The organism is Winogradskyella helgolandensis (assembly GCF_013404085.1).
Taxonomy (GTDB): Bacteria; Bacteroidota; Bacteroidia; order Flavobacteriales; family Flavobacteriaceae; genus Winogradskyella; species Winogradskyella helgolandensis.
This window is the reverse complement of the sequence record NZ_JABFHO010000001.1, coordinates 1,626,048-1,649,098: the sequence shown is the minus strand read 5'-3', so window position 1 is coordinate 1,649,098 and position 23,051 is coordinate 1,626,048. Positions and strand designations below refer to the sequence as shown.

At 34.6% G+C, this 23,051-nt stretch carries 18 protein-coding genes; 12 read left to right on the top strand and 6 right to left on the bottom strand.

Features of this window, described 5'->3' with window-relative positions; genetic code table 11:
* The first annotated feature begins 106 nt into the window (after nt 1-106).
* Both HM992_RS06740 and HM992_RS06735 read left to right on the top strand, forming a co-directional pair.
* Nucleotides 107-1,345, top strand: coding sequence for a fibronectin type III domain-containing protein (locus tag HM992_RS06740; RefSeq protein WP_179319147.1), 1,239 nt, complete (start codon nt 107-109; stop codon nt 1,343-1,345).
* An 88-nt stretch (nt 1,346-1,433) separates the two neighbouring features.
* Nucleotides 1,434-3,923 (top strand): zinc-dependent metalloprotease, encoded by a 2,490-nt coding sequence (locus HM992_RS06735; protein WP_179321050.1) that lies wholly within the window; start codon nt 1,434-1,436, stop codon nt 3,921-3,923.
* Nucleotides 3,924-3,975: 52 nt separating this feature from the next.
* Here the strand turns inward: HM992_RS06735 and HM992_RS06730 are convergent, their stop codons facing one another.
* Together HM992_RS06730 and yiaA are read right to left on the bottom strand one after the other, a co-directional pair.
* Entirely contained in the window at nt 3,976-4,722 is a 747-nt protein-coding gene (locus tag HM992_RS06730; protein WP_229720457.1) for an alpha/beta hydrolase, read from the bottom strand.
* A 230-nt stretch (nt 4,723-4,952) separates the two neighbouring features.
* On the bottom strand, nt 4,953-5,444 hold the full coding sequence (gene yiaA, locus HM992_RS06725; RefSeq protein ID WP_179319145.1) for an inner membrane protein YiaA: 492 nt from the start codon (nt 5,442-5,444) through the stop codon (nt 4,953-4,955).
* A gap of 151 nt (nt 5,445-5,595) precedes the next feature.
* Between yiaA and HM992_RS06720 the strand changes: the two genes are divergently transcribed.
* From HM992_RS06720 to HM992_RS06710, 3 genes are all read left to right on the top strand, one after another.
* A complete protein-coding gene (locus tag HM992_RS06720) occupies nt 5,596-7,092 on the top strand; it encodes a hypothetical protein (RefSeq protein WP_179319144.1) in 1,497 nt (498 codons plus the stop codon).
* A 92-nt stretch (nt 7,093-7,184) separates the two neighbouring features.
* Complete coding sequence (locus HM992_RS06715; protein ID WP_178985790.1) at nt 7,185-7,658, top strand: hypothetical protein; 474 nt, start codon at nt 7,185-7,187, stop codon at nt 7,656-7,658.
* Nucleotides 7,659-7,766: 108 nt separating this feature from the next.
* A complete protein-coding gene (locus tag HM992_RS06710; protein WP_178985791.1) occupies nt 7,767-8,117 on the top strand; it encodes a hypothetical protein in 351 nt (116 codons plus the stop codon).
* 50 nt (nt 8,118-8,167) lie between these two features.
* On the opposite strand, the gene hemL is transcribed toward HM992_RS06710, so the two are convergent.
* The 3 genes from hemL to HM992_RS06695 are packed head-to-tail and all read right to left on the bottom strand — an operon-like array spanning nt 8,168 to nt 11,200.
* Nucleotides 8,168-9,454, bottom strand: coding sequence for a glutamate-1-semialdehyde 2,1-aminomutase (hemL, locus tag HM992_RS06705; RefSeq protein ID WP_179319143.1), 1,287 nt, complete (start codon nt 9,452-9,454; stop codon nt 8,168-8,170).
* A 3-nt stretch (nt 9,455-9,457) separates the two neighbouring features.
* Nucleotides 9,458-10,291 (bottom strand): glucosaminidase domain-containing protein, encoded by an 834-nt coding sequence (locus tag HM992_RS06700; protein WP_179319142.1) that lies wholly within the window; start codon nt 10,289-10,291, stop codon nt 9,458-9,460.
* A gap of 3 nt (nt 10,292-10,294) precedes the next feature.
* Entirely contained in the window at nt 10,295-11,200 is a 906-nt protein-coding gene (locus HM992_RS06695) for a 1-aminocyclopropane-1-carboxylate deaminase/D-cysteine desulfhydrase (RefSeq protein WP_179321049.1), read from the bottom strand.
* 394 nt (nt 11,201-11,594) lie between these two features.
* Here HM992_RS06695 and HM992_RS06690 point away from each other — a divergent pair, with 394 nt between their 5' ends.
* Nucleotides 11,595-12,023 carry a hypothetical protein gene (locus HM992_RS06690; RefSeq protein WP_179319141.1) on the top strand — a complete coding sequence of 143 codons (429 nt, stop codon included), beginning with the start codon at nt 11,595-11,597 and terminating at the stop codon, nt 12,021-12,023.
* A gap of 27 nt (nt 12,024-12,050) precedes the next feature.
* Nucleotides 12,051-17,186: a CUB domain-containing protein gene (locus tag HM992_RS06685; RefSeq protein ID WP_179319140.1), complete on the top strand. Its 5,136-nt coding sequence runs from the start codon at nt 12,051-12,053 to the stop codon at nt 17,184-17,186.
* On the opposite strand, the gene HM992_RS06680 is transcribed toward HM992_RS06685, so the two are convergent.
* Nucleotides 17,183-17,512, bottom strand: coding sequence for a hypothetical protein (locus HM992_RS06680; protein ID WP_178985796.1), 330 nt, complete (start codon nt 17,510-17,512; stop codon nt 17,183-17,185). The two genes, HM992_RS06685 and HM992_RS06680, sit on opposite strands and share 4 nt — an antisense overlap.
* 215 nt (nt 17,513-17,727) lie before the next feature.
* On the opposite strand from HM992_RS06680, the gene HM992_RS06675 reads away from it, so the two are divergent.
* The 5 genes from HM992_RS06675 (at nt 17,728) to HM992_RS06655 (ending at nt 22,799) form a co-directional block, all read left to right on the top strand.
* Nucleotides 17,728-17,889 (top strand): DUF5522 domain-containing protein, encoded by a 162-nt coding sequence (locus HM992_RS06675; protein ID WP_170137065.1) that lies wholly within the window; start codon nt 17,728-17,730, stop codon nt 17,887-17,889.
* A complete protein-coding gene (locus HM992_RS06670) occupies nt 17,889-19,889 on the top strand; it encodes a urocanate hydratase (RefSeq protein ID WP_179319139.1) in 2,001 nt (666 codons plus the stop codon). The genes HM992_RS06675 and HM992_RS06670 overlap by 1 nt, the downstream gene beginning before the upstream one ends.
* 19 nt (nt 19,890-19,908) lie before the next feature.
* Nucleotides 19,909-20,457, top strand: coding sequence for a DUF4136 domain-containing protein (locus tag HM992_RS06665; RefSeq protein WP_178985798.1), 549 nt, complete (start codon nt 19,909-19,911; stop codon nt 20,455-20,457).
* A 127-nt stretch (nt 20,458-20,584) separates the two neighbouring features.
* The gene (locus HM992_RS06660) at nt 20,585-22,486 is read left to right on the top strand and encodes a SulP family inorganic anion transporter (RefSeq protein ID WP_179319138.1); all 1,902 of its coding nucleotides are present in this window, start codon (nt 20,585-20,587) and stop codon (nt 22,484-22,486) included.
* Between the two features lie 121 nt (nt 22,487-22,607).
* A complete protein-coding gene (locus tag HM992_RS06655; protein ID WP_020895249.1) occupies nt 22,608-22,799 on the top strand; it encodes a cold-shock protein in 192 nt (63 codons plus the stop codon).
* Nucleotides 22,800-23,051: the final 252 nt, after the last annotated feature.

Genomic DNA, 23,051 nt, shown 5'->3' with positions numbered 1-23,051 from the left:
TTAAAAATAGACTTCAAAATCACCTTTATTATCGTTCAAAAAAAAATTTATTACATTGCAACTAGCTATAAATTAGAAAATCAGCCAGATGTTAAAAAAAACGTGTTTGCTATTCTTATTCATGAGTATTATTTTCTCATGTAATAATGACGATGAAGATTTGGTTCCTGTTTGCGATACGGTTACAAACATATCATCAAATTCAATAACTGATAATTCTGTTACCATCAGTTGGGAAACTGCAAATACTTCTGCAACTTATACAGTAGAATATGGTATTTCAGGGTTTTCGCTAGGTAGTGGAATAACGATTCCTACAACGGATACAAGTATCCAAATTACTGGTTTATTAGCTCATACAACTTACGACATCTATATTCAAACCATTTGTAGCACTAATAATACAAGTTTATACACTAATATTTTTAGCGTTACAACTTTAGCACCTAACGTGGTTCCAGAGTTTAAAACTAATCTTTCTGAATTGAATTTATTTTCAGGTGATTTAAACGAATTAAACATTACTTCGAAGGGATTTGAGTACAACCTTAGCACAACCTTATTTTCAGATTACGCTCATAAACAACGCATCATAGCTTTACCAGAAGGTACAAGCATGGAACATGATGGAGATGGGTTACCTATTTTCCCAGACAATACGGTTATCGCAAAAACCTTCTATTACAATCTTGATGAACGCGATGTATCATTAGGACGAAAAATCATTGAAACGCGTATTTTAATTAAATTGAATGGAGCTTGGGAAACTGGAGATTACAAATGGAACGATGCACAAACCGATGCCATTTTAGATTTAGTTGGCAGCTCACTACCTGTTACTTGGATTGATACTGAAGGCAACAGCAATTCCACAACCTATAAAATTCCATCAAACACAGATTGCTTTACATGCCATGGTAATAATGAAAACATTATACCAATTGGTCCAAAATTAAGATCAATGAATTTTGAAATTAATGGTATTAACCAATTGGAACAATTTATAGCAAACTCACAATTAACGGGTATAACAACTAGTACTTCCGTAAGAAACCTACCAAATTGGGAAGACGAAAATGAAAGTTTAGAAAATAGAGCAAGAGCTTACATGGATATTAACTGTGCACATTGCCATATTCCCGGAGGGTCTTGTGAAGATGAATCTACTTTAAACCTTGCATATGAAACTCCATTAGACGAAAGTGATATTGTGCAGCAAAATTTTAGTATTGATTACAGAATATCATTCTATTTAGATGGCTTAAGCATGCCTTATATTGGAACTTCAATGATGCATACAGAAGGAGTAGCGCTCATTCAATCTTACCTAGAAACGCTAGAATAAGTCCGTTAAAGAAATACTAAAATCGGTTTTGATATTAACATAGTCTTAATAGAATACGTATTTTCAACGAAATTTAAAAAAACCGACAATTTTGAAACACGTATCCCTTAAACTACTCCTTGTAGTTTCAGCCTTTATTGCATTTTCTTGCTCTACCGCAAAAAAAGCAGGAAAATCAGGTAAAGATGCCACAGCAATGGCTAAACCTTCAGCTAAAAAGCCTGGAAAAAATGATCCAAAGCCTTACAACAAAGTCATCACCAAAGATGCAAAAAGTGATACAGGTTTATTTACGGTTCACACTGTAGATGATAAATTCTTTTATGAAATACCAGATTCTCTTTTTGATAGAGAAATGCTAATGGTTACGCGTATTTCTAAAACAGCATCTGGCCTTGGTTTTGGTGGTGGAAAGATGAATGAACAAGTATTGCGTTGGGAGAAAAGAGACAAGAAGGTTGTACTTCGTGTTGTATCTTACAATGTTGTTGCTTCAGATTCACTTCCTGTAAATGAAGCTGTTGTAAATTCTAATTTCGAACCTGTTTTATTCACATTCCCTATTGCAGCGTTTAGTAAAGATTCTACAAGTACTGTTATTGACGCAACACCTTTATTTGAAAAAGATGTAAAACCTTTAGGTATTCCGCAACGTAGCAGAACATCTTATAAAATTTCACGTATTGAAAGTGATAAGTCGTTTATTGAATCGGTAAAAAGTTACCCAAGAAATATTGAATCTCGTCACGTAAAAACATATGCCGCTGGCAATCCTCCTTCAAACTCAAGTACAGGAAGCATTTCTGTCGAAATGAGCAATTCTATGATCTTGTTACCAGACGTTCCAATGAAACGTCGCTATTTTGATGAGCGCGTAGGTTGGTTTACAAGTAACCAAACAGATTACGGATTAAAAGATCAAAAAAGTAAATCCGTAGAATTTCTAGATCGTTGGAGATTAGAAGTTAAAGATGAAGATATTGAAAAATTTAAGCGTGGTGAATTAGTTGTTCCTAAAAAACAAATTGTATACTACGTTGATAGAGCAACACCTGAACAATGGAAAAAATATATCAAACAAGGTATTGAAGATTGGCAAGTCGCTTTTGAAGCTGCAGGTTTTAAAGATGCTATTATTGCTAAAGAACCACCAACAGTTGAAGAAGATCCAGAATGGAGTCCTGAAGACGCACGTTATTCAGTAGTACGTTATTTAGCATCTCCAATTCCTAACGCTAATGGCCCACACGTTAGTGATCCAAGAACAGGTGAAATTTTAGAAAGTGATATCAACTGGTATCATAATGTAATGTCTTTATTACGTGGTTGGTTCTTTGTACAAACAGCCGCTATTAATCCAGAAGCACAAAGCCCACAATTTAAAGATGAAGTTATGGGACGCTTAATTCGTTTTGTATCGTCTCACGAAGTTGGACACACCTTAGGTTTACCTCATAATATGGGATCTAGTGTTGCTTATCCGGTTGAAAAATTACGTGATGCAGCATTCACTAAAGAATTCGGAACGGCACCATCTATTATGGATTATGCGCGTTTTAATTATATCGCACAACCAGGAGATGAAGGTGTGGCCTTAATGCCAGATATCGGAACTTACGATAAGTATGCGATTTCTTGGGGTTATAGACCAATCTTAGACAAAACTGCTGAAGAAGAAAAGCCAATTCTTAACGAATGGATTATGAAACACGCTGGTGACCCAATGTACCGTTTTGGTCATCAACAAGCCGGTGATGTAGTTGATCCTAGTTCTCAAACGGAAGATTTAGGTGATGATGCCATGTTAGCTAGTGAATATGGAATTAAAAACCTTAAGCGTATTGTACCAAACTTAATTGAATGGACTACTGAAGCTGGTGAAGGCTATGATGATTTAGACGAAATGTATGGTCATGTAATATCACAGTTTAACCGTTATATGGGACATGTTTCTAATAACATTGGTGGTGTATACGAAAATTACAAAGCTGCTGACCAAGAAGGTGCTGTTTATACGGCTGTACCAAAAGATCACCAGAAAAAAGCATTAGCTTTTATTCAAGAAAATTTATTTGAAACTCCAGAATGGTTATTAGATAAAAATATTTTTGACCGTATTGAATTTACAGGTTCTGTTGAACGTGTAAGAGCAATGCAATCTAGAACACTGAACAACATCATGAGTTTAGGTAAAATGCAACGTCTTATCGAAGCTAACACTTACGATAGCAATGCCTATGCATTAACAGATATGATGAGCGATTTACGTAAAGGGGTTTGGAGTGAATTACGTACAGGTAAGAAAATTGATACTTACAGACGTAATTTACAACGTGCTCATATTGATAGATTAGAGTATTTAATGACTGCAGAAAATCAAACAGCAGGAAGACGTTCTAGTCCTTACGTAAAAGTGACTCCTGTTAATACGAGCCAATCTGATATTAGAGCGGTTGTAAGAGCGGAGTTAACATCGTTACGTAGCCAATTACGTTCAGCTCGTGGAGGAGATACCATGAGTAGAATACATATAGCTGATGCTATTGAGCGTATTAATCTAATTTTAGATCCTAAGTAAACGCAACTAACAAACATTTTAAAGAAGGCTTCAATTGATATTGAGGCCTTTTTTATTTCAAAATGGTATTAATTATTGAGTGGTAGGCTTCAAACTCAATCAAATTATTATGACCAGCATCTTCAACAGTAATAAAATTCAAGTTTTCAATATTCAATTCTAAAAGCTTTTCTCCAGAAGCATAAGGAACTACAGCGTCTGCAGTACCGTGAATAATTGTAATCGGACAGGTTGCTTTTGGTAAAAATTGATACGTAGGAAACTGATACTTTAGCAATTGTTTTACAGGTAAAATTGGAAATCGATCTTTGGCAACATCCAAAATACTAAAATAAGGAGTTTCTAAAATAAGCTGTTTGGGATTGTTTTTTGACGCCACATAAGACGCAATTCCTGTGCCTAAAGACCTTCCATATACTGTAATTTCATCTTTAGAATATTGTTTTAAAAGATAATCGTAACAATACTGAGCATCATTATAAATAGCGTCTTCACTTAACTTACCAATACTTTTTCCATAGGTTCTGTAATCCATAATAAGAACATCGTAATCCTGAGCCACAAAATATTCAGCTACAGTTCCCCAACGACTTAAATCGCCCGCATTACCATGAAAATAAAGTATCACTCCTTTTGGACTTTCAACCTTAAAATGAAGTGCATTTATAATGGCATTTTTATCTGTTTTGAGAAATAATTCTTCAAACTCATATTGAAACTGATATTGATAATTTTTCTTTAAAGTACTCGGAAAAAATAATAACTTTTCCTGAAAAAAATAAAGTGCAGATCCTATCATAACAAATATGCTAAAAAGTGCGATTACGAACTTTTTAAGACTTCTTTTTAGGTTTACTTTAATGGCCTCATCCATTTATCTTAACATTTAATAATAAAAAAGCATTTTCATCGTCTTTCGAAATATAAAAATAACCAATGACTTAAACTCAATTCTAAAACATTTTAAAAACCTCACAGCCTTTTATAAAGCTATGAGGTTTTAGGTCACTAACTAACCTATCATCAAAACTAATCGTCCTCCTCTTTAGTTTCTAATATATTATTAATATACGCGACATCTCTTGTATTCTTTTGAACGGCAATTGCCGAGAATAAACTTAAGGTAAAAGACATGGCGTAAAACCCTTTTTCACTTAATTCCAAATCTGCGTTCCATAATCCTATAGCTAATAAAACGATGGCTGCTATGGAAGTGAACCAACTGATACCATAATACATTTCGGTGACTTGAATGTTTTCGAGTTTATCTCTAACGGCTTTTTGCACAGATATAACTGAGAACAAACCAAATAAGAGAATAGTAAAATAATAGCCTTTTTCGTTGAGCTCCATTCCTGCATTCCATAGTCCAATACAATAAGCAACCATCCCAATAAGCAATGCTGTCCAAGAGGCTCCTATAAATGCCGGAGTTGGCTTATGGTTAAACACCTTCTGTTCTTTCTTTTTTGAACTTACCTTTTCCTCGTCTTTTAACGATACTGTTGTTTGATAATTCATACTATTTAGTTTTAATGATTATGAGTCAAATCTCCAACAAAAGACAAGATCTCGAAAGACACTATTGCAACAATACTGACGATATATTTTATAAAAATTACTAAAATAAGACTATATTTATTACATCATAACACTTTATACTGACGTTTAAATGACAGGAATTAAATCAATAATTGACACTCTTACGAATGAAGACCATCAGAAATTTGTGAGTTACCTACAACAAAAGAATAAACGGAAGGACACTAAGAACATTCAACTTTTTAAATTACTTGCCAATTCTAATGACGATTCTAAAGCCATTTGCAAACAGTTATATAATGTAGAAAACAGCAATGCGTATCATGCACTTAGAAAACGCTTGTTCCAAGCTTTAATTGATTTTACAGCCAACAAAAATCTTGAAGATGAGAATTCCGTAGACATGCAGATTATTAAATACATTTTAGCATCACGCACATTTTTACTTCAGAATAATTACAGTATTGCCTATAAGATTTTAGACAAAGCAGAACGGCTAGCAGATGAATATTTACTGTTTGGAATACTGAATGAAATTTATCATACTAAAATTCAATACGCTTCAAATTACCCCAAAATAGATTTAGAAGATTTAATAATTAAACAAAAAAGCAATCAGAAAAAACACCAATTAGAAGACCGACTTAATATGGTTTATGCTAAACTAAAATGTGTTTTAAACGAGGTCACCTACAAAGGCACCGTTATAGATTTTGAATATGAACTTGAAAGTCTGTTAAAAGAACATCATATTGAAATAAACACCTCTCTTTCGTTTAAATCCTTATATCAGATTTTAGCCATCGCTAATATTTCGGCTTTAGTCACAAATAAATATTATACCATTGAAAGTTTCGTCATGAAGACGTATGATATCTTAATACAGAAAAAGGAAACCGATAAACAATTATATTATCAAATTCAGATCGTTTACATCATTGCCAACACGCTTTTCAGAAATAAAAAATTTGAAGCCTCTCTACAATATATCCAAGAAATGGACCAGCTGATGCTACTTAAAAAAAGCACGTATTATAAATCTTTCATATTAAAGAAAACACTGCTTGAAGCTTTAAACCTCAACTATAGCAACCTCCAAAATAAAGCGATTTCACTTTTAGAACGTATTATAAACATCAAACATCATGACATAGAAACCCTATTAGATGTACATTTAGCCTGCTTTATGTTCTACTTTCAGAACGAAGACTTTAAAAAAGCAAAGTCCATTTCAGCAAAATTCTATCATACCGATCAATGGTATACCGAAAAAGCCGGTATAGACTGGGTCATTAAAAAAAATGTTGCCGAACTTCTATTATATATAGAATTACAAGAAGATGATTTATTTTATTCACGATTAAAAAGTTTTAGACGTCGTTACACAAAATACTTGAAGCAAATTGGGCAAATCCGAATTCTAACTTTTATAAAATTTGCTGAGCACTATTACACAAAACCAGAAAGCATAAGCACACTAGAATTCAGAAACAAATTAGAACTATCATTTGAATGGACTACCGTAAACACAGAAGACATATTTATAATTAGCTTCTATGCATGGCTAAAAAATAAGGTTGAAAAAGGCAATTTATATCAAACAACACTCAAATTAGTAGAATTATAGTAAATGTTAAAATTCTTGTTAAAACCCAAGTCGTAGTTAAACCAATCTAATAACCTTAGGTCTAAACAAGTATAACATAAAACTTAAAAGACATGAAAAAATTATTAGTAATTGCCCTAGCTCTATTTACAATAAATGGAATGGCACAGAAAAAAGAAAGAACATCAGATCGCAAAGACAGGTCAGAATCAAGAATGCAAATGACACCTAATGACATTGCTGATTTGAAATCGAAAAAATTGACTTTAAAATTAGATTTAACTGTAGCACAACAAAAAGATGTACACGCACTGATTTTAAAAGAAGCTAAAGCTAATGAAGGTTTAAGAAAAAATCGTACAGTAGTAGAAGGTGAGAAAAAAGAAAAGCCTTCTCAAGAAGAAATGATCAAAATGCAAAATACGAGATTAGATCAGCAGATTGAAATGAAGCGTGAAATGAAGTCGATCTTAAATGCAGAACAATATGCTAAGTTTGAAAAAATGAAGCCTAGAGAACATAAAAAAAGAGGAGATCGTAATAAAAATCAAGATAGAAAACGTGACAAACAAGACGATAGAAAATAAGTCTTCTAAAAGCATTTTAAAAATAAAAAGTATCGCTTAGGCGATACTTTTTCATTTTATTGAATAAAATTGTTACATTAGTGTCCAATTTTAAATAATTAATCCATAATGAAGAAGATAATTACACTTTGCTTATTTGTATTCGCACTATTTCTTGGGACTCAAACCGCTGTAGCTCAAAACAGTAAATTAGAAATGACAAAAACTGTAAATTCTAAAGCAGCTGAAACGACTGAAGCCTTAAGAAAGTTCGTTAAATTTGATAACAATCAGAGAGATCAAATTTATGAAGCACAACAAGAATTTATTCAAGCCAATTATATTATTGAAAAACAAAATGTAGTTGAAGAAGGAACAGCAAAAAAATTAGAAGCTATAAGCGCGCAATTGGAAACTAGAATGAAAACCATTTTAAGTGAAGAACAATATGAACGTTATTTGAATTTTCAAAGAAGCTAAATAAACTACTTTATATATAAAAAGTCTCGCAATGTGCGAGACTTTTTTATTTACAAATCTTTTGCTATTTCCTCTACAGCTGCTATTGTTTCGTTTAAATCTTCATAACTTAATGCATCTGTTATAAACCAAGTTTCAAAAGCACTTGGAGCAATATAAATACCTTTACTTAGCATACCATGAAAGAACTTTTTAAAAGTGTCATTATTTCCTTTGGCAGCAGAATCAAAATCTACAACAGCATCTTCTGAAAAATGGACTGAAATCATAGATCCTATTCTATTGATTGTATGCGCTATACCATTCTTATTAAGCGCATCAGCAATACCATTATGAAGATATTTTGTTTTCTCCTCTAGCCTATTCATTAAACCTTTATCAGCATGGATAGTTTTAAGCATAGCTAAACCAGCAGCCATTGCTAGTGGATTTCCACTCAACGTTCCTGCTTGATAAACGGGTCCAATTGGAGCTAAATAATTCATAATTTCATCTCTTGCTGCAAAAGCACCAACCGGCAAACCTCCACCAACTACTTTACCAAAACACACAATATCTGCATCAACACCTTTAAGCTCTTGCACTCCACCTTTAGCCAATCTAAAACCTGTCATTACCTCATCAAAAATCAATAAGATATCATTGGCATCACACAATGTTCTCAAGCCTTCAAGAAATCCTTCTAATGGAGGAATACAACCCATGTTACCTGCTACAGGCTCAATAATAATTGCTGCGATGGTACCTTCATTAGATTTTACAAGCTCCCTTACATTTTCAAGATCATTAAAGGTTGCTAAAAGTGTATCTTTTGCAGTTCCTTTTGTGACACCAGGACTATTGGGAGTTCCAAATGTAATTGCTCCACTTCCTGCTGCGATTAAAAACGAATCACTGTGACCATGATAACACCCTGCAAATTTTATAATTTTATCTTTATTTGTAAACCCTCTTGCCAATCTAATAGCACTCATACACGCCTCAGTACCAGAGTTTACAAACCGAATTTTATCAATATTTGGCACCATAGAAACTGCTAATTCTGCTATCTCGGTTTCAATAGCAGTAGGCATTCCAAAGGATGTCCCTTGTTTTGCCTTTTCAATAACAGCATCAACCACTGGAGGAAATGCATGCCCAAGCAACATTGGTCCCCAAGAATTTATATAATCTATAAAACGATTTCCATCTTCATCATATACATAAGCTCCTTTTGCTGACTTAGCAAAAATTGGCGTACCTCCTACGGCATTAAATGCTCTAACTGGCGAATTTACTCCGCCTGGAATAACCTTTTGAGCCTCTTTAAATAAAGCACTACTTCTTTGATATAACATAAATTAATTTGAAATAATAAGTTCTTGACCTATAGTTAGGTCATTCGATTTTAAATTGTTTTCGGCTTTAATAGCTTCAACTGTAGTTTTATATAATCTTGAAAGCGAATACAACGTATCACCTTTAGTCACGAGATGCTTTTTAGGAGCATCCTTTTTTGTGCCTTCTATGATTGTGGTCGATTTTCGAGTTGATTTGGTTGTTGTACCATTAAGAACTTCATCATCATATTTATGCAGTTCATAACGCTCAATTAAACTAATTAATTTATCCGGATACTTTCTATCAGTTGCATAACCTGCAGCTCTTAATCCTTTTGCCCAACCTTTATAATCATCTGGCTTAAGTTCAAATAAACCAGCATAACGCTTTCTCCCTGTTAAAAACTCAGAATGATCTTCATAAGACATTTCAGCCTTAGGATATTTTCTAAAACATTCTTGCGAACGGTCATCATCATGATAAATCTTAGCACCTGTCCAACCGTGACATTTAATTCCAAAATGATTATTGGCCTTAACCGCTAAACGACCTTTACCAACACCAGATTCTAAAATACCCTGAGCCAAAGTAATACTCGCTGGAATTTTATGAGTCCGCATTTTGTTTTTGGAAATTTCAGCATATAAATCAATATAAACCTCAACACTACTTGGAGCTTTATTCTCCTTTACAACTGCCGAATTTGTATCTGTCGTTTTAACTTCCTCTTTTCTGTCTTTAACGACAACTGTTTCATTAGTGCTACTTCGCTTCTTCTTGGTTACGATACCTTTTTTAGGACCACAACTCATTGCCAATACAGCTACTAATAAAATTAAATATCTAAACTTCATGTTTTATACTTCAATTAAAGGGCATTTTTTACGTTTCAACATAGCATTAACACCCGCAACACCCTGCAAACCGCCTGTATGAATGGCTAGTATTTTCGAATCTGATGGAAAAACACCAAGTGTAATCAAATCAAATATTCCAAATAACATTTTACCTGTATAAATTGGATCTAACGGAATATTATAATCTTTCTTAAACATATTGATAAACGAAATCAACTCAGGCTTTATTTTACCATAACCACCAAAATGATAATCTGTAATTAATTTCCAATTATCTTGATTTGCAAATTTACGAATATCTTCTTGTAAAAAATCACCTTTTAAAGCCGGAAAACCTAATATTTTCTGATGGTTTTGAGAAGCATTAATCAATCCTGAAATAGTCCCTCCCGTTCCTACTGGACAACAGATATAATTAAACTTAGAATCCTCTGTTTGCAAAATTTCTTCACAACCTTTAACGGCTAAATCATTTGTACCGCCTTCAGGTAACAAATAAAAATCACCAAATTCAGATTTTAAATTATCTAAAAATTCTTGATTCGTTTTCGCTCTATAATCTCCTCTCGAAATAAACTTAAATCGCATACCACACGATTGAGCAAATTGTAATGTTGGATTAAGTTCATTTTTTAAGCTTAACTCTTCACCACGAATAATTCCAATAGTATTAAAACCATATTCTTTCCCTGCAAAAGCGACGGCAGCGATATGATTTGAAAACGCTCCTCCAAAAGTTAATATAGATTTTGAATGATCAGCTTTTGCCTGCTGAATGTTGTACTTTAATTTACGATACTTATTCCCTGAAATAAAGGGATGGATTAAATCTTCGCGCTTAATCGTTATTTCAATCGAAGAATTCTGAATACTAATAGTCTGATTATGGATAAGATTCTGAAGCAAATTCTTTTTATTGTAAAAATAAGTAACCGTTTTTGATTTTTTTAATAATGTAATATCATAATGCAAAAAAATACATTTAGCGCTTATTTAAATTGACAAAACATGTATTAAACAATTTACATATCAAAGATTGGCGAATATCACTAAAAAATAGTAATCGTAATTAGGAAATACACGTTTCAAAAAGACCTAATCACATGGCTCAATATTAATTACATCCGATTTTTTCATCATTTTAACTAAAACACTAACAAAAATTTTAATAAAACGTTAAAATCTAGATTTTTTCTTACTTTTAAAATCAAATCTCCCCAAATCTATATTTACCAATTACCTACATTGTTAAATTCATTTTTAACATTTGTATTGCAACCTCATTCAATAATATAGATTTATGATTAGAACTTTATTTTATGCATTCCTGCTTTTTATATCCTCACCATTACTTGGTCAACAACCTACATCAGACACCAACCGCTGTGTTCAAAATTACACCATAGACAGTAAAGTTGTTCCAAACGAAAATCAACCAACTAGTACAGCCATAATTTCATGGGATTTCTCTAAAACCCCAAACAAAGAACACCTAAAAGTGACTTTAATTGTACAGCCACTTAACAGCTGCTGGAAAGGTTTAGATGGCAAACTACGCTCCGAAGTAAAAGAATTTAAAATTTTAAATGTTTCCAAAAACAGTATAGGCAAACAACAATTAACTCTAACCGACCTAAATGCTAAGTGCTTTAAATGGCAAGTTGTAATGCATGATTCTAATACCAACTGCGAAACGAAAACCGAATGGCAATTCGTTAGTTTTCTGTAAACACTAATAGCTCATAATTATGTCCATATGAAAAAAACACTACCCTCTCTTATACTTTTTATTTTTATTAATTTATCATTCTCCCAAGGAACAGATATTTTAAGTGCCGAACAATTTTGTTCGGGAAATTCATCCTTATCATTTAATAATGTTTATGGCGGAACAAATTCTACATCTGTTGGCTGCTTATTCTCTATACCCAATGCTAGTTATTTCTATCTCGTAGCTGACCAACCCGGTGATTTATATTTTGATATAGATCAAGAAGACCTTTCCAGCAACCCCATTGATGTCGACTTTATTGCTTGGGGTCCTTTTACAGATATTAATGATGCAAATACCAATATTTCTTATACAGACTGTGCTTCATGCCCTAATAACACTACAAACCCTGCATTTTACCCATATGCAACAGACTATATAACAGATTGTAGTTATGACCCATCGCCAACAGAAACCATGACAATCTTAAACGCGTTGCCTGGTCAAATCTATGTGGTTTTAATTACGAATTATGATAGTGCTGAAGGAATCATTAACTTTCAACAAAGTGGAGGAACAGGAACAACAACATGCTTAAACTTACCCGTATGTGGTAATGAATATTTTGATTTAGGTGGCGCAACTGGTGATTATGCAGGAGACGAAACCACAACTATAACACCTTATTTTGCAGGAGGAACGGTAACCGTAGATTTTACAGTTGTTGACATTCCGGACGCAGGAGATGTTTTAACGGCATACAATGGCCCTAATAATAGTTACCCTATTTTGGGTACAGTGACTAGTCTACCAGCTATTTTTACTTCGTATGTCGCAGGAAATCCTACAGGAGCGATAACTTTTGATTTTATAAGCGATGGAGACACCAACGTTGGTGCTGGCTGGGAAGCAGATATAACCTGCGATCCACCACCAGCACCACCAACTTGTGGTGAAACATTTTATGACAATGGAGGTGCAACCGGAAACTATGTTGCGAATGAATCGCAAGTCCTAAATATTTTTGCAGATACGCCTGGAGATATTGTTACAGTGACCTTTACTGCATTTGACACCGAAAGTGGTAATGATGTTTTAGCTGTTTATAATGGCCCAAATACCACATATCCTTTAATCGGAAACTATTCTGGCACATCATTACCTGGTCCTTTTACGTCTACGGACTTGTCTGGCGCACTAACATTTGTATTTACGAGTAATAACACTATACAAAGTAGTGGTTGGGCTGCAGACATCTCTTGTTACCACCCACCTACTTGTGGCAGTATATTTTATGACAGTGGAGGACCAACTGAAGATTATATCTCTAATGAATTAGAAACTACAACTTTCTCTCCCGACATACCTGGAGATGCGGTTACCGCTACGTTTACAGCATTTCATACTGAATTCATAGATGACCTTTACGTTTATGATGGTCCGGATGACAGCTACCCATTACTTGGAGTGTTCTATGGCACAACAATTCCTGGCCCCTTTACATCCACAGATGCATCTGGAGCGCTAACCTTTGTATTTGATAGTGATGGTTCTGTTGAATATAGCGGTTGGACAGCAAGTATATCATGCGCACCTTATACGCCTCCTTTAGTTTGCGGCAGTACATTTTATGATAGTGGCGGTTCAAGTGGTAATTACTCTGACTCCGAAGACGAAACCACGACATTTTACCCTGATACACCAGGCGATTATGTAGTAGCTACATTTACAGCATTTGACACTGAAACAAGTTATGATGAATTAACTGTTTATAATGGACCAAATGATACTTTTCCTTCATTAGGAACATTTTCAGGTAGCACCATACCAGGTCCGCTTACATCAACAGATTCCTCAGGAGCATTAACTTTTGTTTTTGAAAGTGACTACCTAGTAAATTACAGTGGTTGGTCAGCTAATATTACATGTTTTACTCCGATCTGTGGCACTACAGTCTACGATAATGGTGGATCTGGCGGCAATTATTCAGCTAACGAAACAGAAACAACCACCTATTACCCAGAAACTCCTGGAGACTTAATTAGTATCACTTTTACAGCATTTAACACCGAAAACGGCATTGATGAATTAAGTATTTATGATGGTCCTGATGACTCATATCCTATATTAGGCACCTTTTCGGGATCAACACTACCTGGAACGTTTACGTCTTCCGACTTAAGCACAGGTGCACTGACCTTTGTTTTTACCAGTAATGGCTCTGTTCAAAATAGTGGCTGGGCTGCAGATATCACCTGTGTACCCCCTCCTTCTTGCGGCACTACATTTTATGACTCTGGCGGTGCAAGTGAAAATTATTCTACAAATGAAACAGAAACATCCACATTCTTTCCTGACAACCCTGGAGATTATGTCGTCGCTACATTTACAGCTTTCAATACAGAATCAGGCTATGATTACCTTTCTGTATACGATGGTCCTGACGAAACATACCCATTACTTGGAGAGTTTTCCGGAACCACCACACCAGGCCCATTTGCATCTAGCGACACTTCAGGAGCCTTAACCTTTGTTTTTGATAGTGATTTTTCAGGAATAAGATCTGGCTGGGCAGCTAATATAACTTGCGAGAGCTCTTGTGATTTAATTATCACAGATACCATCTACCCAATAGGCGCAGATGACTGTACGCTCAATTATACAGAACTCACCACCAATGCAACGGCAACCTATACTCCAATCTATATTTTTTCAGAAGATTTTGATGGACCTGGATTACCAACCGGTTGGACAATAAATAATGGAAACGGAGGAGCTTGGAGTATTACAAATTCATCATATGCAGGAGGCACTCCATACGAAGCAAGATTAAATGGAGGCTCTAGCACAACTGCCAGTGGAACTAGGACATTAACCACACCTGCAATAGATATTAGTGGCCAAACCGACCTACAATTAAGCTTGAAACAATATTTATCACACTATAATAACTCATACAACTATTCAGTAGCAATACAAACAAATTTAGACAACGGAGGCTGGACTAACCAATATAGAATAAACTCTGTTTCTAATAATATTAGTCAAGAAACTCGTAATATCGTTCTACGTAATAGCGATCTATCTGCTTTATCGGGTACCAGTTTGCGTATTCGTTTTATATTAAGTGGCAGACCATTTGGTCTCAGCAATTGGTATATAGACGATATTTCACTAACAGTACCCGGCACCACGACACCTCCACAAATCACTTGGTCACCTGCTGAAGGGTTGTATACCGATGTTAGTTTAAGCACACCATACATTTCAAATACATATTCTGAAATCGTTTACGCAGCACCAATGGATACACAAACATATACAGCAACAGACATCAATAGCTGTACAGATACCGTAGCAATTATAAATAATAAAAAAACCTGGAATGGCTCACAAAGTACAGATTGGTACGATGACGACAACTGGACGCCAAGTGGTATCCCTACCGATGAAAACTGTGTAATCATTCCCGATTTAGTTACCTCCAATAACAACTCACCTATCGTTTTAGGAACACCACCAACTCCACCGCCTCCAGCACAACTAAGATCATTAAACGTTAGAGATGATGGTTATTTAGAGCTACAACAATATGCTAATTTAATTGTTACCGACGCTGTTGTTATTGAAACAGACGGAAAAGTCATATTGAGAAATGGTTCAAACTTAGTTCAAATAACCAATTCAGGCATCACTAATTCTGGCAATATTCAAATGCAACGCACGGTTTCAAGTTTAAACCCTCAAGATTACGTCTATTGGTCGTCACCTGTCGCGAATTTTAACGTCGCTGACGTGTCACCAGGCTCAAATTCAAGATACAATTGGATACCAACCGTACCAGGTAATGGTGATGGCAATTATGGAGATTGGCAAGCGACTACCGAGGTTATGCAACCAGGTAAAGGCTATATTATTCGTGGCGTTTCTGGTACCAACCCAGAAACTGCTATCGCAACGAATACAGTAGAATTTAGAGGTGTTCCTAGAAATGGAGCCTATCAGGTTACAATTGTACATGGAGGTTATTCTGGTCCTGATTATGATGGCGCGGGAAATACTATGGCAACCGCACTAGATGATAATTGGAACTTAATTGGAAACCCCTACCCATCAGGAATTTCTGCCGATGCATTTATTACACAAAATGCTAGTATTTTGGATGATACTGGTGATATAAATACTCCAACAATATTTGGAACAGTCTATTTATGGCGTCATCAATCGACCCCAAGTTCAGCAACTGACCCCTTTTATGGAGATTATGCCTACAACTATAACGCTAATGACTATATTGGTTATAATAGTACGGGCTCAAATCCATCTGGATTTAACGGCAATATTGGAGCTGGACAAGCTTTCTTTGTACTCATGGATCACGATGCACCATCACCTTCCAATGTATCTTTTAATAACAATATGCGTCTCAACTCTGGAATAGTGCCAATTGATAATAATGAATTTTACAGAAGCACAGAAAACTCCAGTCAAGATGTTATCGAAAAACACCGAATCTGGCTAGATCTTATCGCACCAAATAATAAGGCAAATTCCATTTTAGTAGGCTATATTGACAATGCCACGAATAATTTCGACAGAATTTATGATGGGTTTGAATTAAGTGGAACAAGTAATCGCTTCTACTCTTTGATATACACTGAAGAAATGGCTATTCAAGGACGATCAACGCCATTTAACGATTCAGATTTAGTTCCTTTAGGAATTGAAATTTCTTCAAGTGGAAATTACACTATTGCCATAAATACACTTGATGGGTTATTTAACACTACCAATCAATCAATCTATATTGAAGATACTTATACCAATACAATTCATAATCTAAGAGTATCACCTTATAGTTTCAGTAGTGATGCCGGAAGCTATAACGATAGATTTATCTTAAGATATACTGTTGAAGTATTAAGTATGTCAGATTTTGAATTAAGTAGCTTAAACATCCTAGCTCCTAATCATAGTTATATTAAAGTAATGTCAGAGCAAAGCCCAATAGAATCCGTTATTATTTACGATCTTTTGGGGCGTGTATTATTTAGTAAGAGCGCTATTACCGACACTGAATTCATATTAAAAAACCATAACTTATCAGATGGGACTTATATTGTAAAAGCAACATTAATACATGGACGATCAAAATCTCAAAAAATCATTTTAAAAAACTAGCGATTAATATAACTAATAAATTGCCATAAAGACCTTGATTTTAAATAGTCAAGGTCTTTTTCGTTTTTATAAGCTTCACGTTCAAAAGAAATATTTCTATAAGCTAGTTGCCAGTTTTTATATTGAATTAATCGAATTAAAAATTCAAGTGCATAAAGGATATAGAATGGAATAATAAACAGTTCAACTTGTTGTCTCAAATGAATTTTTTCATGATTTACAAGTACACCATTTCCTTTTAAATCTTTAGATCTTAAAAACATAAACGGAAAAATCGTTATTCCTAAATAACCTCTAGGCACTATATATTTCGAAATCAATATCATGTTTTATTCGTTTCAAAAATCAAACCAAATTACATTATCTTTGTTATACCAAATGAATTTTTAAATTATTGAAGGTAAATTTGAAATATATCTTCTATAAATATAATTGAAAATATAAGCATAGCATTATTGGTTACGTTTTTATTTTAAATTAAAATATAAAGGGAATAGAAACTAATTTAACCCATCATTTTAAAGTTTATTTGGCATTAACTATGAAGAAATACGTTCCAATTGAAGACGGAGACTACTATTTAACACCTGAAGGCTATCGCTGTTTCACAGAACAATACCATTTGAAACGTGGTTATTGCTGCGAAAGCGGCTGCAGACATTGCCCATATGGATTCAATAAAAACACATTAAAACAAAAGTAATGCAGACTACAAAACTCTCTTTTAAAGACCAAATACTAGAAGGCATTCCAAATATATTACCAGCCCCAAAGCCTTATGACGCTTCCATAAATCATGCACCCAAACGTAAAGCGATTCTTTCTGCGGAGGAAGAAAAATTAGCACTTAGAAATGCCTTACGCTATTTTGACAAAAAAGATCATAAAACGTTATTACCTGAGTTCAAACACGAGCTAGATACTTATGGACGAATTTATATGTATCGTCTACGACCAGATTATAAAATGTATGCCAGACCTATTTCTGAATATCCTGCAAAGTCAACTCAAGCAGCTGCAATAATGCTTATGATTCAGAATAATTTAGACTATGCTGTGGCACAACATCCACACGAATTAATAACTTATGGCGGCAATGGAGGTGTGTTTTCAAATTGGGCACAATACCGCTTAACTATGAAATATTTGGCAGAAATGAGTGATGAGCAAACTTTAACCATGTATTCTGGTCATCCCATGGGATTATTCCCTTCACATAAAGAAGCCCCAAGAGTTATAGTCACCAATGGTATGATGATTCCCAATTATTCTAAGCCTGACGATTGGGAGAAGTTTAACGCTTTAGGGGTTACACAATACGGACAAATGACTGCCGGAAGCTACATGTATATTGGACCACAAGGCATCGTACACGGCACCACTATTACTGTTCTCAATGGTTTTAGAAAAATAAAAAAAGCTCCAAAAGGCAATCTATTCGTCACCTCTGGATTAGGCGGTATGTCTGGAGCGCAACCAAAAGCAGGAAACATTGCTGGTTGTATCACAGTTTGCGCTGAAGTAAACCCAAAAATCACGCAAGTAAGATTAGATCAAGGTTGGATTGATGAAAAAATAACGAATTTAGACCAACTCGTTAATCGGGTGAATAAAGCCAAAGCCGAAAAAGAAACGATATCAATCGCCTATTTAGGAAACATCGTCGATGTCTGGGAAAAATTTGACGAAGCAAATATTCATATCGACCTTGGTAGTGACCAAACATCATTACACAATCCTTGGGCTGGTGGCTATTACCCTGTAGATATTTCTTTTGAAGATGCTAACGACATGATGGCGAATCATCCAGAATTATTTAAAGAGAAAGTTCAAGAAACCTTACGTCGTCATACCAAGACCATAAACAAACACACAGCAAAAGGCACTTATTTCTTCGATTATGGTAACGCCTTTTTACTAGAAGCATCACGCGCTGGAGCGGATATTATGGCTGATAATGGTATTGATTTTAGATACCCCAGTTATGTTCAAGATATTATGGGCCCAATGTGTTTTGATTATGGTTTTGGACCTTTCCGTTGGGTTTGCGCTTCTGGCAAACCTGAAGATTTAGCGAAAACAGATGAAATTGCTTGTAAAGTTTTAGAAGACATTAAAAAGAATTCACCTTTAGAAATTCAGCAACAAATGGCTGATAATATCCAATGGATCAAAGGAGCTCAAGACAATAAACTCGTTGTAGGATCGCAAGCAAGAATCTTATATGCAGATGCGGAAGGAAGAATGAAAATCGCAGAAGCATTCAACAAAGCCATTAACGATGGAGAGATTGGAACTGTTGTTTTAGGTAGAGATCATCACGATGTTTCAGGAACCGATTCCCCTTATCGAGAAACGAGCAATATTTATGATGGCTCACGCTTTACAGCAGATATGGCCATTCACAATGTTATTGGAGACAGCTTCAGAGGAGCTACTTGGGTAAGTATCCATAACGGAGGAGGCGTCGGATGGGGCGAAGCAATAAACGGCGGATTTGGTATGGTTCTTGATGGTACTAAGGAAGCATCAAAACGATTAAAACAAATGCTGTTTTGGGATGTTAACAATGGTATCTCAAGACGAAGTTGGGCGAGAAATGAAGGAGCCGTTTTTGCTATAAAACGCGCTATGGAAATTGAACCTAACTTAAAAGTAACCTTGCCAAATTTCGTTGATGACAGCTTATTTAATAACGTTTAACTTTAAAAACAAAGCCATTATGAAAAAACTACTCAAATTCACTCCAATGTTTCTTTTATTAATAGGATTAGCATCTTGCAGCTCAGTTAAAGTTGCTGCTGATTACGATAGAGAAGCCAATTTTGACACTTACAAAACTTTTGCTTTTTTCAAACCTGGAATTGACAAAGCAGAAATCAACGACATTGATAAGCGAAGAATTTTAAGAGCTATTGAAGCAGAACTAATGGCTAAAGGCTATACAAAATCAGAAAATCCAGATATGCTAGTAAGCATATTTACCAAATCTAACCAACGTGTTGACGTTTACAACAATGCTTGGGGCAATGGAGCTTGGGGTTGGGGAGGCTATGGTGGCTGGGGCTGGAGATCAGGCTGGAATAATAACCAAGTAACCACCACTACTGAAGGTATGCTATTTATAGATCTTATTGATACCAATAAGAAAGAGTTAATCTGGCAAGGTTCTGGCACTGGAAATCTAAATTCTAGTAATGCTGAAAAGAAAGAGGCTCGTATAAAAGAATTTGTATCTAAAATGTTGGTACAGTTTCCTCCAGAGCAATAACAACTTTTATTACATAAAAAAAAGCACTAGTTTTATACTAGTGCTTTTTTTTTTGTTTCCTAAATTCTATAACATGAGACCTTAAATCTAAATAATCTATCTTTGCCGACTTTTAAAAGTATATACTATGAAATTTGGGAAAAACACCCTAAAAAACTTTACTCAAAACCCTAAAAATGATATTCTAGCTGGAGTTACGGTATCCTTAGCAATGATTCCTGAAGTTGTTGCCTTTGCATTTGTCGCTCAAATTAGCCCAATTGTAGCCCTCTTCGGCGCCTTTATAATTGGAATTATATCCGCACTTTTTGGAGGAAGACCTGGTTTAATCTCTGGAGCTGCAGGAGCTGTTGCTGTTATATTTGTTCACATGATTCAAGAAGGACATGCTAAAGGTTTATTATTTGACACACCTGTGGATAACATGGGTTATTTTTATTTACTAGCAGCCGTAGTTTTAATGGGATTCATTCAAATATTAGCAGGGGTATTTAAGCTAGGTAAATTTGTACGTTTAATCCCTCACCCAGTAATGCTAGGCTTTGTAAACGGATTAGCGATTGTAATTTTCTTGGCACAACTCGGGATGTTTAAAGAGAACACCAAAGATGTTTTCGGACAAAACATGCGTAAAACCGTATCTAAAGAGCTGGTTTACAATGTAAGTTATAATTCAGTTAAAGATTTAATTTCTGACACCAAAATATTTTCAATAAATGAGGACTCAGTTACAAATATCAGTACAGGTGAGACCGTTTTTGTTATAGCGGACAATCAAGTTTATGATATAGATACTAAACAAGTTGTTTTTAACATAAAAGATAATGGCTTTTATTCTGTAAGAGATAACGGAGTTGTAAAATCTACAATGGAAGGCCAAAAACTATACATCATGATTGCTTTAGTTTTGCTAACCATGTTCATAATTTGGGGTTTACCTAAATTAACTAAAAAAATGCCAGCTGCATTAACAGCTATTTTAATCGTGACTTTGATTTCCATTTTTAGTGGACTTCAATCCATAAATGTTGGAGACTTTATTAGAGATGGCGGAGGAGCAGGTTTAAACGGGTTTGATGAATTATCTAGCAAACTCAACCTTGCAGAACTTTGGAGTCATTTACCTTTTAACTTAGATACATTAAAATTTATTGCACCTTATGCCTTTTTAGCGGCTTCGGTTGGGCTGATAGAAACATTAATGACTATGAATCTTGTAGATGAATTAACAGATTCTAGAGGAGATGGCAACAGAGAATGTATCGCTCAAGGATCAGGAAATATGCTTAGCGGAATCTTTGGTGGGACTGGTGGTTGTGGTATGATAGGACAAACCGTAATTAATATTAATGCAGGTGGTAGAGGCCGTTTATCTGGTGTTATGATGGCGATTACCCTACTTACGTTTATCTTATTTGCTGATAAGTATATTGAACAAGTTCCCATCGCAGCCTTGGTCGGTGTAATGTTTATGATGGTTATTGAGACCTTTGCTTGGTCTAGTTTCCGAATTATGAAAAAGATTCCAATATCTGATGCTGTTGTACTTGTTATTGTTTCAGTCGTAACTGTTTTCTTTGATTTAGCAATTGCGGTATTTGTTGGAGTGATTATTTCAGCCTTATCCTTTGCTTGGGAAAATGCTAAGAAAATTAGAGCGCGTAAGCGTATACAAGATGATGGAACTAAAACCTACGAAATTTGGGGCCCATTATTCTTTGGAAGTATTACCGCTTTTAATGAAAAATTCGATATTAAAAATGATCCAGACAATGTAGAGATTGATTTTGTTGAAGCTCGTATTTCGGACCATTCGGCCATTGAAGCTATTTTTAATATCGTTGAAAAATATCAAGCTGAAGGAAAAACAATAAAATTAAAACACTTAAGTGAAGATTGTAAAATTTTACTTTACAAGGCTAGTCCTAAATTTAAAGATGTCATAGTTGAAGCTATTGACGATCCTCGTTACCATTTGGCGGCAGATCCTGAAAAATTTACAAGGCCTTTATCTGAGTATAATGTTTAGATTTCCAAGCGCATAAACATTAATAAGAGAAACAGTTACTCTAATAAAAAATAACTACATTAAATTAATTGAAATTCAATTAATTACATTATATTTGCAACTTAATTTAATATATTTTAATATGAGTACTGGTACAGTAAAATTTTTTAATGACTCTAAAGGTTTTGGATTCATAACAGAAGAAGGAAACAACAAAGAGCATTTTGTACACATTTCTGGTTTAGTCGATGAGATTAGAGAAGGAGATAATGTAGAATTCGATTTAGCAGAAGGAAAAAAAGGATTAAACGCAGTTAATGTAAAAGTTATATAATTATATATCTTACAATCTTTTTAAGAATAGAGCCTGTCTTTTAGATAGGCTTTTTTATGCTTAATATTTACATACTTAATTTCTTACTTTCATATACATACCACAAAGTAATAGTGTTAATTCTTTATCAAAGCACCTGCTCTGTCTTTTGATAATAAAGGCATTAGAAAATTAAAATATATTTAGTTTCAAAAATAAATAGTACTTTCGTCCTGAATTAGAGCCCCAAAATCTAGTTTTCTTAATTAAACC